Annotated in this window: 12 protein-coding genes and 1 pseudogene; 9 read left to right on the forward strand and 4 right to left on the reverse strand. The window is 73.2% G+C overall.

Features of this window, described 5'->3' with window-relative positions; translation table 11 throughout:
- Positions 1-35: 35 nt before the first annotated feature.
- The 4 genes from ACVV2G_RS15930 to ACVV2G_RS15945 form a co-directional block, all read right to left on the reverse strand.
- The gene (locus ACVV2G_RS15930; protein WP_453843340.1) at positions 36-968 is read right to left on the reverse strand and encodes a M56 family metallopeptidase; all 933 of its coding nucleotides are present in this window, start codon (positions 966-968) and stop codon (positions 36-38) included.
- Between the two features lie 6 nt (positions 969-974).
- Positions 975-1,355, reverse strand: a complete 381-nt coding sequence (locus tag ACVV2G_RS15935; protein ID WP_453843341.1) for a BlaI/MecI/CopY family transcriptional regulator — start codon at positions 1,353-1,355, stop codon at positions 975-977.
- 166 nt (positions 1,356-1,521) lie between these two features.
- Entirely contained in the window at positions 1,522-2,202 is a 681-nt protein-coding gene (locus tag ACVV2G_RS15940) for a lytic polysaccharide monooxygenase auxiliary activity family 9 protein (RefSeq protein WP_453843342.1), read from the reverse strand.
- Positions 2,203-2,470: 268 nt separating this feature from the next.
- Positions 2,471-4,669, reverse strand: coding sequence for a DUF1996 domain-containing protein (locus tag ACVV2G_RS15945; protein WP_453843343.1), 2,199 nt, complete (start codon positions 4,667-4,669; stop codon positions 2,471-2,473).
- Positions 4,670-5,110: 441 nt separating this feature from the next.
- On the opposite strand from ACVV2G_RS15945, the gene ACVV2G_RS15950 reads away from it, so the two are divergent.
- The 9 genes and pseudogenes from ACVV2G_RS15950 to ACVV2G_RS15990 all read left to right on the forward strand — a co-directional run bounded on the left by ACVV2G_RS15950 (position 5,111) and on the right by ACVV2G_RS15990 (position 13,964).
- The gene (locus ACVV2G_RS15950) at positions 5,111-5,803 is read left to right on the forward strand and encodes a class I SAM-dependent methyltransferase (protein ID WP_453843344.1); all 693 of its coding nucleotides are present in this window, start codon (positions 5,111-5,113) and stop codon (positions 5,801-5,803) included.
- 210 nt (positions 5,804-6,013) lie between these two features.
- The gene (gene gvpO, locus ACVV2G_RS15955; protein ID WP_453843345.1) at positions 6,014-6,271 is read left to right on the forward strand and encodes a gas vesicle protein GvpO; all 258 of its coding nucleotides are present in this window, start codon (positions 6,014-6,016) and stop codon (positions 6,269-6,271) included.
- 36 nt (positions 6,272-6,307) lie between these two features.
- Positions 6,308-6,422, forward strand: a pseudogene (locus tag ACVV2G_RS15960) (gas vesicle structural protein GvpA); the annotation flags it as partial.
- Between the two features lie 162 nt (positions 6,423-6,584).
- A complete protein-coding gene (locus ACVV2G_RS15965) occupies positions 6,585-7,694 on the forward strand; it encodes a substrate-binding domain-containing protein (protein ID WP_453843517.1) in 1,110 nt (369 codons plus the stop codon).
- Positions 7,695-7,822: 128 nt separating this feature from the next.
- Entirely contained in the window at positions 7,823-9,157 is a 1,335-nt protein-coding gene (locus tag ACVV2G_RS15970) for an ABC transporter substrate-binding protein (protein WP_453843346.1), read from the forward strand.
- Between the two features lie 25 nt (positions 9,158-9,182).
- Positions 9,183-10,169, forward strand: a complete 987-nt coding sequence (locus tag ACVV2G_RS15975) for a carbohydrate ABC transporter permease (protein ID WP_453843347.1) — start codon at positions 9,183-9,185, stop codon at positions 10,167-10,169.
- Positions 10,166-11,029 (forward strand): carbohydrate ABC transporter permease, encoded by an 864-nt coding sequence (locus tag ACVV2G_RS15980; protein WP_453843348.1) that lies wholly within the window; start codon positions 10,166-10,168, stop codon positions 11,027-11,029. Before ACVV2G_RS15975 ends, ACVV2G_RS15980 begins: the two co-directional genes overlap by 4 nt.
- Before the next feature lie 65 nt (positions 11,030-11,094).
- The gene (locus tag ACVV2G_RS15985) at positions 11,095-12,075 is read left to right on the forward strand and encodes a hydroxyacid dehydrogenase (protein ID WP_453843518.1); all 981 of its coding nucleotides are present in this window, start codon (positions 11,095-11,097) and stop codon (positions 12,073-12,075) included.
- Positions 12,072-13,964, forward strand: a complete 1,893-nt coding sequence (locus ACVV2G_RS15990) for a DUF2264 domain-containing protein (protein ID WP_453843349.1) — start codon at positions 12,072-12,074, stop codon at positions 13,962-13,964. Before ACVV2G_RS15985 ends, ACVV2G_RS15990 begins: the two co-directional genes overlap by 4 nt.
- Positions 13,965-14,062: the final 98 nt, after the last annotated feature.

Here is a 14,062-nt window from a genome sequence, read left to right on the forward strand (position 1 = left end):
CCGCTCCTCGGACTCCGGAGGTCGTCAGGAGGGACTCAGAGAGGCGTCGCGGCGCGGAGGATGAGGAACATCGTCACGGCGGCGTTCGCGGACGACATCGCGGACACGGCGGTGCCGGCGGCCGCGGCCCAGGCCGCCAGACCCACCGAGGTGAACAGCGAGGGCCAGGCGCGGGGCGCGGGAGCGGGCCCCAGCAGGGCCGCCACCCGGCGCGGCACCGGTCCGGGCGCGGCGAGGCCGGCGAGGGTGGCGGCGGGAGAGGCCCGGGAGACCAGGGCCGCCTTGCCGATCGCGGTCGCCACCGCACGGCGGTCACCGACCACCCGCGCGGCCGCCTCGTCCGCCCACCGCTCCGTCGTGTAGGACACGGCCGTCCGCAGCGGCCGCAGGAACGGGTTGGCCAGCGCGGCGAGCCGGACGGTGAGCAGGAAGCGATGGTGCCGGGCGGCCAGGTGGGCCCGTTCGTGGGCGAAGAGCGCGCGCCGCTCGGCCGGTTCGAGGCGGTCGAGCAGAGCCGTGCTCACCACCACGCGGTCCCGGCGCCCGCCGGGCAGCGCGTACGCGTACGGCACGTCGTCGGGGAGCACGGCCACCCCGGTGCCCGGCAGTCCGGCCAGCGCGCGGTGCGCGCGGCGGCGCATCCTGCCGTGCCGCCACAGGGCCCGCGCCGAGGCCGCGACCACCGCGCACAGCGCGGGGATCGCCGCCTTGCCGACGACCTCGTCGTAGGGCACCGCCGCCCGTACCTCGGGGTCGGACCAGCCGTCGGGCAGGGGGTTGCCCGGCAGTTGCGCCGTGCCGACCACCATGACCAGGGCCAGGCACACCGTGCTGCACAGGGCCATCACCGCGGCCACGGCGGTGAGCAGCCCGGTCGCGGTCCGCGGGTGCAGATGCTGCTCGGCCAGCCGGGCGACCGGCCACGCCGTCAAGGGCAGGACGAGCGGCAGGAAGACGAAGACCCCCATGCGGTGTCAGCCGTCCCCCGCGTCGCCCGGGTGCCCCAGCAGTGCGCGCAGCAGCCGCTCGTCGTCCGGGTCGAGGCCGGTGACGAACCTGGCCAGCACGGCTTCCCGGTCGCTCTCCGCGTCCAGGACCTTGCGCATCTTCCGAGCGGCGAGGCCCGCCTGGTCCGCGGGGGTCCAGGCGAAGGACCGGCCCGCGCGCTCCCGGCTGACCGCGCCCTTCTCCAGCAACCGGGTCAGGATCGTGATCACCGTGGTGTAGGCGAGATCGCCGCCCAGGCGCTCCTGGACCCAGCCGGCCGTCGCGGGGCCGTCCGCCTCGCGCAGCGCCGACAGCACGAGCGCCTCCAGCTCACCCTGCCCGCGCCGCGCACGCCGGTGATCCGTCACGTCCCGCCTCCTTCCGCCGCAGTGCCCTTCCGGAGCGACATCGTATAGAGGGCGTAGGCGATGCCCCGGTGGGCATGGCGCAGTCCGGGTCGGCCGCGGCGGCCCCGTGTCCCCCACCCCCGCCGGACGCGGTGCGTCCCGCGGGGGTGGGGGGTGACCGCGCGGGTCAGCCGAAGTCGACGTCGCTGCAGAGGAAGTACGTCTGGTCCATGTGCGAGGCCTGCCAGATCGTGTAGACGACGTGCCGGCCGCTGAGACCCGACGTGCTCACCGGGATCTCGTAGTTCTGGCTGGGCGCGTAGCTGCCCGTGGTCGTGACCAGTTGGAGGTCGTCCCAGCCCATGGGCTGCGTGCTGGGGTCGAAGCCCTGCCGGGTGACGTAGACCTTGAAGTAGTCGGCGCCGTGGCTGGCCTGGTCGTACAGCTTGACGGTGAAGTCGTCGGTGACGGCCGTGGTCCGCCACGCGCCCACGGTGTCCAGGGAGTTGTAGCGCCCGCCTTCGGTGCGGCCGCCGCTGCACAACTGCCCGTCGGGGACGACGGCCTCGAAGTTGCCGGCGGAACCGTTGCGGTACAGGCCGTTCCAGTTCCACATGGCGTTGGGATTGTCCTGCCAGGCCTGCCAGCACATGGGGTCTTGCTGCGCCATGGCGGGGTTCTGGAAGTCGCTGCCCCAGCGCTGCCAGCAGCCGTAGTTGCGGGAAGCGGGGTCGACGACCGAGCCGTGGGCGACGGCGGTGCCGCTCCAGGGGATGAGGGTGAGCAGGGCGGCGGTCAGAGTGCCGAGAGTGAGGGTGGACGTACGCCTGACCTTCCTGACCTTTTTGAGGTGATCATGACAAGTCATGACAGCCTTCCTTCGCGTGGGGGGAAAGCGATGGAGAGTCGGAGACGGAGGCGCATGGGAGCGCTCCCAACTCCTGTCGGAGTCCAGGCTGCGCCCGCTCAAACAGAATGGCAATAGTCGGAATGCGCCAGATGCCGGGTGGTGGTGACGCGTTCGATCGGTCGGCATGGTCGATGCGGTCGGTGCGGCGGGAGGGAGCACCGGGACGGCGACGGGCGGGCGGGTACCGATCCCGCCCGCCCGTCCTCATGACGACGTCATGCCGATGTCACGGCGAGAGCCGCCTGGAGCGGATCAGCAGCAGACAACCACCGGCGAAGAGGACGCCTCCGGCCGCCGCGGGCCACAGGCCGAGGCCGGAGCCCGTCTCGGCGAGACCGCCCTGCGTCGTCTGCGGCACGGTCGCCGCCCCGGCGGCCTCGTCGCCACCACCCGTGCCCTGCGTCGCCCGCGGTGCGGCCACGGTGCTGCCGGCGTCCTCCGCGGTGTCGGCGGGTGTCGTGGCGGCCCCGGGCTCGGCGCCCGGGGAGGTTCCGTTACCGGAGACCTGGTCCTGGCCCTTGGTCCCGGCCTGTTCCTGGTCTTGGTCCTGGTCTTGGTCTTGGTCCTGGCCCTGATTCTGGTCCCGGCCCCGGTCCTGGTTCTCGGTCTCGTCCTGGCCTTGGTCCCGCTCCTGGTCCTGGGCTGGGGGCTTGGGCTTCTCACCGTCGTCCTGCCCGTCCCCCTTCCCCGTGTCCTGCCCCTCGCCCTCTCCGTCGTCCTGACCGTCCTGGCCGGAATCCGCGGGTGGCGGGGCCGTGGCGGTCTCCTCGGCCGGGGGCTGTGAGGCGCCGGGGGCGCCGGTGGGCTGCTCCTGCGGGCCCTCCCCCTCGCCGGGGTCCGCTCCCGGGGGCGTGTCCGGACCGCATTCACGACCGCTGTTGATGCAGTCGGTCATCTCCCGCATCAGGTCCTCGTCGAAGACGTTGATGAAGTCACTGTGGTCCGTCACCGGCTTGTGCAACTGCTCGGGGAAGGAGTCGACGGCGAACAGCGGGACGGTCTCCCCTCCGTCCTGGAGGCTGGGCGCGTCGACGTCGTACACGACGCGCTGGACCAGGCGCGGAATGGGCCGGAACCCGTCCGGGCAGCGGCCGTCGGCGGCTGCGAAGGCCACGTGGGTACGGTGGTTGGCGCTGTCGATGTTGCGCCCGTCCCAGCAGCTCTGGAAGGTGAAGGTGCGCACCACGTCGCTGCCCGAGGGACAGAGCGGGTACTTGTCCTTGAGCTGCCGGTCCTCGAAGCCGGTGCAGCTCCACGAGGCGTTGGCGTTGGCGTCGCCATTGACGAACGCCTTCGCGTCACCGGTGATGATGCGCAGCAGCCGCGGCATCTCCGCGACCTCGCCCCGTTCGTTGCCCTCGAACGTCAGCGTCACCTCGGCGGGGGTGACGATCTCGCCCGCGTTGCCCTCGATGCCACCGCCGGGCGACTCGGCGTCCCGCTCGACGGTGCCGTTCTGCAGCCGCAGCACGGGCCAGTAGTACGAGGACTTGTCACCCTGGTCCGCGCAGCTCGTGTCGGCGGCGGCCAGGTCCTCGTCGCTGGCGAGGGCGTTGTTGCCCTGGTTGCCGACGTAGTCGTGGAAATGGTGCGCGCCGTTGCCGACACCGGGGGCGGCGATGATGTTGTCGGAGTTGAACAGACCCTCCGCGTTCACGCCGCAGCTGGTGGTGAAGGAGCCGCGCGAGGCGTTCTGCCGCCGTGACGCCCCGGCGCTGTCGGGCTGGACGGACTCGATGTCGGCGTAGTCCGCGGCCACGGGCCCGTTGCCCGCCTGCCCGCCGTTGCCGGACTGCTGCCCCTCACCGGCGGCTCCGCCGTTCTCGGCGTCCGCACCGCTTCCGGGCTCCGCGCTCCCGCCGTCCTGCCGCTCCTCGTCCTGCCCAGCGGTTTCCTGCCCGACGACGCCACCGTCGCCCGCGTCCGCCGGCGCGGCCTCGGTGCGGCGCAGCGTGCACGGAGCCAGGGCGCCCAGTCCCCCGGGGCGGGCGCCGGCCTTGTCGACGGCGGTGACGATGCGCTCGATCGTCGCGGTCCGCTCCTGTTCCAACGGGTCGAGGACGGCGCTCTCGTCGAGCCTGCCGTCGTCCGCGGTGCGGGCGGCTTCCTGCAGGTGACGGTAGGCGTTGGCGATCTGCTCGTCGAGCTGGGCGAGTTCGGTGTCGACGTCCGGCCGCGCCTGCTCCGGAACCGTCGTGAGCCGCTCGCTCAGGTCGGGGCAGTCGACGGTGGCCGCCACTCCGGAACTTCCCAGGGGGACCGCGGTGTCGGCTTCGGTCGCGGAGGCGAAGACGTTCACGGCCACCAGGCCGCCGCCCCCCAGAATCAGCGCGAATGCTCCGAAGGTCGCGCGGCGCGCCCCGGAAGGGCGTCTGCGCCTGTTGTGTCCCAAGGCGTGCTCCAGTGTCGTGACGGACTCGGACATGAAATGCCCCCGGCTCCATACGGAGTCGGGGGCCGGAGTGTTCACGCCTCTCGCAGATTCTCAGTGATCCCTCACCTCACGGACACGGACATGAGCACGGACACGGGCACGGGACCAGCCGTGGGACCGGGGACGCGCCACCGGTGGGGTGCCTGTCTCGGCCGGGCGGGGTGCTTCGCTCCGGGGGTGGGCGGGTGCTTCGCCCTGGGGGCGGGCGACCGCTGGGCGACGCTCGCGTACGTACGCCGGTGCGGCCCATGCCGCTCGGAACGTCGGCCCCCGGCCCGGTGCCACGGCGTACGAGACGTCGTCGGCCCCGGTGCGTCGCGGAACCGTGCCGTGAGGCGGCCCGTGCAGGTGACCCGGGGCCGCCCGTCCGGGTCAATCGTCCGGAGGTCCCTTGTCGGCGGCTCGCTGGTGGTGGAACCTCGTGATGGAACGATGCCCCCGGCACCGGCTCATCCCACCGAAGGGACCGTCGTGACCGACGACCAGCAACGGCCACCCGCCGCCGCGTTCGACGCGCTGGGTGCCGACTACGAAAAGGCGTTCGCCGCGTCGAGGACACACCGGCGCTCGCTGGAGTGGCTGCTCGGGCGACTCGCGCCGGGCAGCCGGGTGCTGGACGTGGGATGCGGGACGGGCCGGCCCACCGCCGAGACGCTCGCGAACGCCGGGCACGACGTGCTGGGGGTCGACGTCTCCCCCGTGATGGTGGAGCTGGCGACCCGGCAGGTACCCGCCGCCTCCTTCCGGTGCGCCGACATCCGTGACGTCCCGCTCGAAGACGGGTCGTTCGACGCGGTGTGCGTGTACTTCTCGCTGCTCCAGCTGGACCGGCGGGAGCAGGCCGACCTCGTCCGGCACCTGGTGGGCGTGCTGAAACCGGAGGGCCACCTGGTCCTGGCCACCGTGCCGCTGGACGTGGAGGACGTCGACGCCACCTTCATGGGGCAGCCGGTGCGCGTGTCCAGCTTCACCGCGCAGGATCTCACCGCCCTGGCCGAGGAGGCCGGCCTGGAGGTGCTGGCGCAGGAGGCGTCGCTGTTCACCCCGGCCCACCCGGACGCTCGGCCGGAACCCCACCTCTTCCTGCACTGCCGACGCCGGGCCGCCACCACGCCGGGGACCTGACACCCGACCCTTCCCTCGGTCACCGGTCATACATCACCCGTCCCCCGCCCCCGCCCCCGCCCCCGCCCCCACGGGCGGTACGCCCCGCGCAGCCCCCGGATGGGGTAACTGCGCACGCGCGGACCCGGTCCCGCGACGAGAGCGGGCAGCATGACAGAACCTGGCGAGTGACGGCGCCGCACGACTTCCACGACCACGCGCGAGCGTGCCGTGCGGGGCGCCCGGGACGCCGCCCAGCGCGCCGCGGACGCCCTGGCCGAGCTGATCCGGCACCGCCTGCACAGGGTCTCCGCGGTGCGCCGGAGCGAGGACGACGGCTGGATCGTCAGGGTGGACGTGCTGGAAGTGGCGCGCATCCCCGACACCACCAGCCTGCTCGCCACCTACGAGGTCGGGCTGGACTCGGCGGGCGACCTGCTCCAGTACCGCAGAGTCGCCCGCTACCGGCGCGGTGCCCAGGAGCAGTGACCGGGCCGCGAGGACCGCCCCCGGAAGGACCACCGCATGACCACGTACGACGACGAGGTCGTCTGCGCCCCTCGCACCGGAACCCTCTACGCCGTCCTCGAACTCATCCGACCGCGGCATGGTGGACGACCTCTGCACGCAGCAGGGCCTCAGCCGCGGCGACCTGAACCCCGACCTGGGCCCGCTGGGCACCCTCCTCGCGGACCCCGAGCCCCAGGAGGCCGCCGGTCCGGACGGCGGCCCGCACCCGGGACGGGCGATCGCTATGATGACGGCGAAACGCTCAAACGAACATTTTCGGGTGGGGAGACTGATGCGCGAGCCGGTCGATCTCAGGCGCCAGCGGATTCTGGCGGCGGTCCGGACGCGGGGGACCGCGCGGGTGCGCGATCTCGCCGACGAACTGCAGGTCTCCGTGGTGACGGTGCGCCGTGACGTGGAGGAGCTGACGCGCGAGGGCAGACTGCGCCGGGGACACGGCGTCGTGCGCTCGACGCTGCCCGCCGAGGAGGCAGCCGCCGAGGTGAGCGCGGTGGCCGGGGACCGGGGGGCGGCCGGGGACCGGGTGGCCGTGGTGGTGCCCGTACGGCACTCGTACCTGAACGAGACCCTGCACGGCGCCCGCACGGTTCTGGAGGAGGCCGGTCTGCGCGTGGCCCTGCATCTCGCGCCGCAGGCCTCCGGTGCCGAACGACCCCTGGTGGAACGGGCTCTGGCGGCGGGGGCGGACGGGCTGCTGATCGCCCCGCGCTGGCGCGGCAGGGCCGAGGAGGAGGCCGACCACGAGTGGCTCGCCGCGCTCGGGGTGCCGACGGTGCTGATGGAGCGCCGCCCGTGGCGCGGCAGCGCCCTGCACGCCCTGGATTCGGTGTGCTCGGACCACTGGTACGGCGCGCAGCTGGCCGTGGAGCACCTGGTGGGGCTCGGGCACCGGCGCATCCTGTTCGCCACGCGCCACGACAGCCCGACCGCGCGTTCGCTGCGTGCCGCCTTCTCCGGGATCGCCGGGGAGCACCCCCTGGTGGAGCGGTGGGCGTGGGCGCTCATCGCGCCGGAGGCCGGGGCCGACGGGCCCTACTCCGCGGACGAGACGGCCGAGTTGCCCGCCCTGATGCGCGGGCTGGGGGCGACCGCCGTGGTGCTGCACGGTGACGTGGACGCGCTGATGGTGGTCCAGCGCATGGCGGAGGAAGCGGTACGGGTGCCGGAGGACTGCTCGGTCGTGGCGTACGACGATGTCGTGGCCGGGCTCGGCTCCCCGCCGTTGACGGCCGTGTCGCCGCCGAAGACCGAGGTCGGGCGCCTGGCCGCCGACCTGCTGCTCCAGCGGCTGTCCGAGGCGCCCGGCGCCCGGCCGGCCCGGCGCGTGGAGCTGCTGCCGCGGCTGATGGTCCGGGGATCGACGGCTCCTCCGACCTACTGATCGTTTGATCGTTTCATTTTCTTATGATCGATCTCTTGACCGTTTGAGTCGGGGCGATCAGGATTCCCGTGTCCCGAACAGCCGGGTCCGCTCACCGCGGACCCGCAGGAGCCGCGGGAGGCGACGCCATGCCCGGACGACCACCCAGCCGTCGGTCCGTGCTCGCCGCGATGTCCGCCGTACCCCTGACAGGAGCCGTGAGCGCCTGCACCGGGGGGAACGGCGCATCGTCGGCCCGCACGGGCACCACCACGCGCATCACCTTCTGGTCCGCCCTGCGCGGCAGCCAGGAGGTGGTCGACGCCTTCAACCGCACGCACCGCAACGTCCGGGTGGAGTTCCAGCAGATCCCCTCCGGCGGGCAGGGCGGCTACGCCAAGCTCAGCAACGCCGCCCGGGCCGGCAACGCGCCCGACGTCGCCACCATCGAGTACCCGCAGGTACCGGGGTTCGCCATCGACGGCGTGGCCCGCGACATCACCGACCTGGTCGGCGACCGCCTGCGCCGCCACCTGCTCCCCCAGGCGCTCGGGCTGACCACCTTCGAGGGCCGTGTGTACAGCGTGCCGCTGGACGTCGAGCCCATGGTCATGCACTACCGCGCCGACCTGTTCGAGCACTACGGACTGCGGGTCGCGCGCACGTGGGACGAATTCGCCGAACAGGCCGCCACCGTGCGCCGCAAGGCACCCGACCGCCGCCTGGTGCTGTTCCCCACCGACGGGATGACCCAGTTCGCCTGCTACGCCTGGCAGGCGGGCGCCCAGTGGTTCGACACCTCGCGCGGCGCCTGGAACGTGTCCCTCGCCGACGCGCCCTCCCGGCGGGTCGCGGACTACTGGCAGCGCCTCGTCGACCGGGACGACGTCTTCATGAACGCCGTCGAGAGCAGGCAGGCCGACGCGCAGATCGGCAACGGCCTGGTCCTCACCCGGCTCACCGGCGCCTGGGACGCCGGCGCGCAGATGAACGCGCGGCCCGGGCAGAAGGGCCAGTGGCGGATCGCGCCGCTGCCGCAGTGGGACCCCGGCAACCCGTCCGCCGGCACGCACGGCGGCTCCACCTTCGCCGTCACCGAGGACAGCCGCCACCCCGAGGCCGCGATGGAGTTCATCGAGTGGCAGGTCTCCCACCCCGACGCCCTGCGAGCCCGCCTCTCCAGCGGCACCAGCAGTCAGTACCCGGCCGCTCCGGACCTGGTCTCCGTGGGCCGCGACGCCTTCGACCGGTCGTACTACGGCGGGCAGGACATCTACACCCTGTTCGAGCAGGAGGCCGGGAAGATCGGCGGGCAATGGCTGTGGGGTCCGAGGATGAGCGCGACCCAGAAGGTCATGCAGGACTCCTTCGCCCGGGTCGGCGGTGGCCAGGGCAGTCTCGTCGAGTCCCTGCGCGCCGCCCAGGAGGGCACCATGCCCGACCTCGAGGCCCTCGGCCTGTCCACCACCCAGCACAGCACCTGAGCCGACGAAAGGCAGGTGACACCCCATGACCACGACCACCCGCCCACGGGTGCCGGCCGGCGCGTCCCGCGCCACCGGACCGGCGCCCTCCGCGTCCGGCCCGCGCGCCCGCAGAGCGGCGAAGCGCCGGCAGCTGACCGCCTGCGGCGTCCTCATGACGCCGTTCTTCGCCCTGCTGGTCACCGTCTTCCTGATCCCCGTCGGCACGGCCGTCCACCTCAGCTTCTTCAGCGAAGACCAGCCCGGCCTCGGTTTCGGGCCCGAGCGCACGATCTTCGTCGGGCTGCGCTCCTACGCGGCCGTGCTCACCGACCCGACCTTCCTCGGCGGGCTCGGCACGGTCGCGCTGTACTGCCTGATCTACATCCCCCTGATGGTCGCCGGCGCGCTCCTCCTCGCCCTGCTGCTGGACTCCGGCGCGGTCCGGCTGCGCGCCTTCGCCCAGCTCGCGCTGTTCCTGCCCCACGCGGTGCCCGGCATCATCGCGGCGCTCATCTGGCTGTACCTGTACACGCCCGGCATCAGCCCGGTCATCGAACTGCTCGCCCAGGGTGACGTCACGATCGACTTCCTGGGCGTGCACACGGTGATCCCGTCCATCGTGAACATCGCCCTGTGGAGCAACCTCGGCTACAACGTGGTGATCTTCTACGCGGCGCTCCAGGCCGTACCGCGCGAGGTGATCGAGGCGTCCGTCGTGGACGGCGCGGGGCCCGTGCGCACGGCGCTCCAGGTCAAGACCCCGCTGGTGCGGGCCTCCCTCGTCATGGTGTCGATCTTCACCCTGATCTGGGCGCTCCAGCTCTTCACCGAGCCGATGCTGCTCAGCCAGTCCTCCCCGATGATCAGCTCCCGGTTCTCGCCGAGCATGTACATCTACGACGCGGCCTTCACCCGCAACAACTACAGTCTCGCGGCGGCCGCCTCGGTCGTCCTGCTCGTCTGCACGATCGCCCTGTCCTACGGCGTCACCCGCTTCACCGGCCGCGCCGACGCCGAGGAGACCCGATGAGCGCCACCGACACCTCCCGGCCGCGCTCCGGAATGCTGGGCCGGGCGACGGTCAACGCGGTCGTCGCGATCTTTGTCCTGTACACCCTGCTGCCCGTGCTGTGGCTCGTGCTCGCCGCGACGAAGGACCGGGACGCGCTGTTCAGCAGCGACCTGCTGTCCCTGGGCGACTCCTCCTTCCTGCACAACCTCCGGGACCTGTTCGCCATGGACGGCGGGCTTTACGGCCGCTGGTACGTCAACAGCCTGCTGTACGCCGTGCTGGGCGCGGCGGTCGGCGCCCTGGTGAGCGTGGCCTGCGGCTACGCCTTCGACAAGTACCGCTTCCGGCACAAGGAGAAGCTGTTCGGCCTGGTCCTGGCCGCCGTCATGGTCCCGCAGACGGTGCTCGCGCTGCCGCTGTACCTGATGGCGTCCGAGGCCGGCCTGGTCAACACCTTCTGGTCGGTGTTCATCCCGGTGCTGTTCAATCCGTTCGGCGTCTACCTCGGCCGCATCTTCGCACGGGGCTACGTGCCCGACGAGGTGCTGGAGGCGGCGCGCGTGGACGGGGCGGGCGAGCTGACCACGTACGCCCGGGTGGCACTCAGAATGCTCGGCCCCGGTCTGGTCACCGTCTTCCTCTTCCAGCTGACCACGATCTGGAACAACTTCTTCCTGCCCATGGTGATGCTGTCCGACCAGGACCTGTATCCCGTCAGCCTCGGGCTGTACCAGTGGAACAGCGCGGCGTCCGTCTCGCCCGAGTACTACCCGGTGGTGATCACGGGATCGCTGCTCGCCGTACTGCCGCTCATCCTCGCCTTCGTGCTGCTCCAGCGATTCTGGCGCAGCGGCCTGACCGCCGGAGCCGTCAAGTGACCCCGTACGACCCCGACTCCCCGGACTCGCCCGACCGCGGCCCCCGGCCCCGTGCCGCCGTGGCCATGTCCCCGGACGCCGCCTCGGCCGTCCTCGACCCGGATTCGCTCGACGCCTTCCGCCGGGTCTGCGACCTCGCGCCGCTGCCGGTGCTGGACGACCTGTCCGCACCGCGGGCCCGGTCCGTGCTGGCCGACGTCGACCTGCTGATCACCGGCTGGGGCTGTCCGCCGCTGGACGCGGACGTGCTGCGGGCGGCGCCTCGGCTGCGGGCCGTCGTGCACACGGCGGGCAGCGTCCGCGGGCACGTCACCGACGCGTGCTGGGAGCGGGGGATCGAGGTCTCCTCGGCCGCCGCGGCCAACGCGCTGCCGGTGGCCGAGTACACACTCGGCATGATCCTGCTCACCGGCAAGCGGGTGTTCGAGCGCGCCCGCGACTACCGGACGTCCCGGTCGCGCGGCGACTGGCTGCGCACACCGCGCAGCGTCGGCAACCACCACCGCACGGTCGGCATCCTGTCGGCCTCGCTGATCGGCCGCCGGGTGGTGGAACTGCTGCGGCCGCACGACGTCCACGTCCTCCTGCACGATCCGTTCGTGAGCGACGCGGAGGCCACCCGGCTCGGCGTCGAACGCGTCGAGCTGCCCGAGTTGTTCGCCCGCTGCGACACCGTCAGCGTGCACACGCCGTTGCTGCCCACGACCCGCGGTCTGGTCGGCCGTGCGCTGATCGACGCGATGCCGGCCGACGCGGTGCTGATCAACACCTCCCGCGGGGCCGTCGTCGAACAGGACGCGCTCACCGACGCCGTCCTGGCCGGCCGGATCCGGGCGGTGCTGGACGTCACCGACCCCGAGGTCCTGCCGCCGGACCACCCGTTGTGGGACTGCGACAACGCGCTGATCACCCCGCACCTCGCCGGCTCCGAGGGCAACGAGTGGCGCCGCCTGGCCGACCTCGCGCTCGCCGAGACCACCCGCTGGGCCTCCGGCGCCGGCTTCCTCCATCCCGTACGACGCGAAAGGCTGGCGTTCCTGGCATGAGCATCCCGTTCGAACTGCCCACGGAGGACCGTGCGCTGAGCCCGTACACCGGGTACACCCGCGCCCACTGGGAAGCCGTCGCGGACGGGCTGCTGCGGGCGGCGTGGCGCTGGAGCACCCCGGGCTGCGCCCTGCTCGACCTGCCGGGCAGGCCCTCGCGGTCGGGGGTGCGCTCCGACGGCCTGGAAGGCTTCGCCCGGACCTTCCTCGCGGCGGCCTTCCGCGTCGCGGGGGCCGGCGGCGACGACCCGCACGGCTGGCTGGACCGCTACGCGCGGGGGCTGGCGTCGGGCACCCGCTCCCCCGGCGGGGACGACACCGAGTCCTGGCCGGTGATCCTCGACCACGACGTCCAGGGCCAGCCCATGGTCGAGTCGGCGTCCGTCGCCCTCGGGCTGCGGCTGACCGCCCCCTGGCTGTGGAAGCACCTCGACGCCGGGGTGCGGGACCGGGTGGAGGAGTGGCTGCGTGGGGCCCTGCGGCACGTCCCGGCGCCGAACAACTGGTACCTGTTCCCGTACGCCGTCGCCGGCTTCCTGGAGTCGGTCGGCCGCGGCGACGCCGAGACCGCGGCGGCCCGGGAGCGGGCACTGGAACTGATGGAGGGCTGGTACCGGGGCGACGGCTGGTACGCCGACGGCGACGGACGCGCCTTCGACCACTACAACGGGTGGGCGCTGCACCTCTACCCGGTGCTCGACGCGCACCTCTCCGGCGACACCGGGCAGGCCGCCCGGTACGGCGACCGGCTGCGCACGCACCTCGAGGGCTTCGCCCTGACGTTCGGCGCGGACGGGGCGCCGCTGCACTACGGCCGCTCGCTCGCGTACCGGTTCGCCGCGTCGGCCGCCGTGGGCCTGGGCGCGGTCACCGGGCACACACCGCTGGCGCCGGGCGTCTCGCGGCGGCTGGCCAGCGGCACCCTGCGCCATTTCCTGGAGCGGGGCGCGCTGACCGACGACGGGCTGCTCAGCGCGGGCTGGTACGGCCCGCACGAGGCCACCCTGCAGTCGTACTCCGGGCCGGCCTCCCCCTACTGGGCGTCGAAGGCGTTCCTGGCCCTCCTCGCCCCCGCCGGCCACCCGCTGTGGACGGCCGTGGAGGAGGCCGCCCCGGTGGAGGAGGCCGACCGGGTGCTGGCCCTGCCCGCGCCCGGACTGCTGGTGCAGGCGACCCGCGGCGACGGGATCGTGCGGCTGCACAACCACGGCAGCGACCACGTCCGTCCGCACGAGGGCGAGTCGGCCGCCCAGGACGACCCGCACTACGGGCGCCAGGCCTATTCCACCCGGACGGGTCCCACGGCGACGGCGAACGTCGCGGACAACCACCTGTCGGTGGAGGTCGGCGGCCGGCGCAGTGTGCGCCGTCGTATCCACCCGCTCGGGGCGGGACACGGTGACGGCTGGGGCTGGGCGGCCTCCTGGCACCGGCCGGTCTTCGCCGGCGGGCCCCCGATGGTGCCCGGGCTGCGGGTCGAGAGCGTGACGGTGGCGCGGGGGCCGTACGAGCTGCGGGTGCACCGGGTGGTGGGGGCGCCGGCCGGGGCACGCCTCACCCAGACCGGATGGGCCACCGGCCCCGGTGAACCGCTGGTGTCGGCGCTGCACGGCCTGCACGGCTGGCACACCGGACCCGAGACCGTCCGCGCCCCGCAGGGCACCGCGTTCGCGCCGTGGGCCGAGCTGCCCCGGCTGACCGGTGACGCGGGCGGCACCTCCCTGCACGTCTGCGTGGCCGCGCTGGGCGGAGAGCCGGGGCCCGTCGCGGCGGAGGCCGTGACGGAGGTGACGGCCGGCGGGGCCGCCGTGGAGGTGGTCTGGGCGGACGGCGGTGGACGCACCCGCATCTCGTTCGAGCCGGTCCACGTGACGCACACGGTGGCCTAGCGTCCGGCGGGAACCGCGGCTCCCGAGGGCCCCGGCCGGTGTCCCCGGTGCTGTTGGTCGATCCGGCCGGCAGCATCGGTGTCCCCGGCCGGGGCCCT

The sequence above is a fragment of the Streptomyces sp. JK94 genome, from assembly GCF_053613315.1.

Coding starts and splice junctions, on each gene's coding strand:
- ACVV2G_RS15930 (WP_453843340.1), bottom strand. CDS start 968: ATGGGGGTCTTCGTCTTCCTGCCGCTCGTCCTGCCCTTGACGGCGTGG.
- ACVV2G_RS15940 (WP_453843342.1), bottom strand. CDS start 2,202: ATGACTTGTCATGATCACCTCAAAAAGGTCAGGAAGGTCAGGCGTACG.
- ACVV2G_RS15945 (WP_453843343.1), bottom strand. CDS start 4,669: ATGTCCGAGTCCGTCACGACACTGGAGCACGCCTTGGGACACAACAGG.
- ACVV2G_RS15950 (WP_453843344.1), top strand. CDS start 5,111: ATGCCCCCGGCACCGGCTCATCCCACCGAAGGGACCGTCGTGACCGAC.
- ACVV2G_RS15965 (WP_453843517.1), top strand. CDS start 6,585: ATGCGCGAGCCGGTCGATCTCAGGCGCCAGCGGATTCTGGCGGCGGTC.
- ACVV2G_RS15970 (WP_453843346.1), top strand. CDS start 7,823: ATGCCCGGACGACCACCCAGCCGTCGGTCCGTGCTCGCCGCGATGTCC.
- ACVV2G_RS15975 (WP_453843347.1), top strand. CDS start 9,183: ATGACCACGACCACCCGCCCACGGGTGCCGGCCGGCGCGTCCCGCGCC.
- ACVV2G_RS15980 (WP_453843348.1), top strand. CDS start 10,166: ATGAGCGCCACCGACACCTCCCGGCCGCGCTCCGGAATGCTGGGCCGG.
- ACVV2G_RS15985 (WP_453843518.1), top strand. CDS start 11,095: ATGTCCCCGGACGCCGCCTCGGCCGTCCTCGACCCGGATTCGCTCGAC.
- ACVV2G_RS15990 (WP_453843349.1), top strand. CDS start 12,072: ATGAGCATCCCGTTCGAACTGCCCACGGAGGACCGTGCGCTGAGCCCG.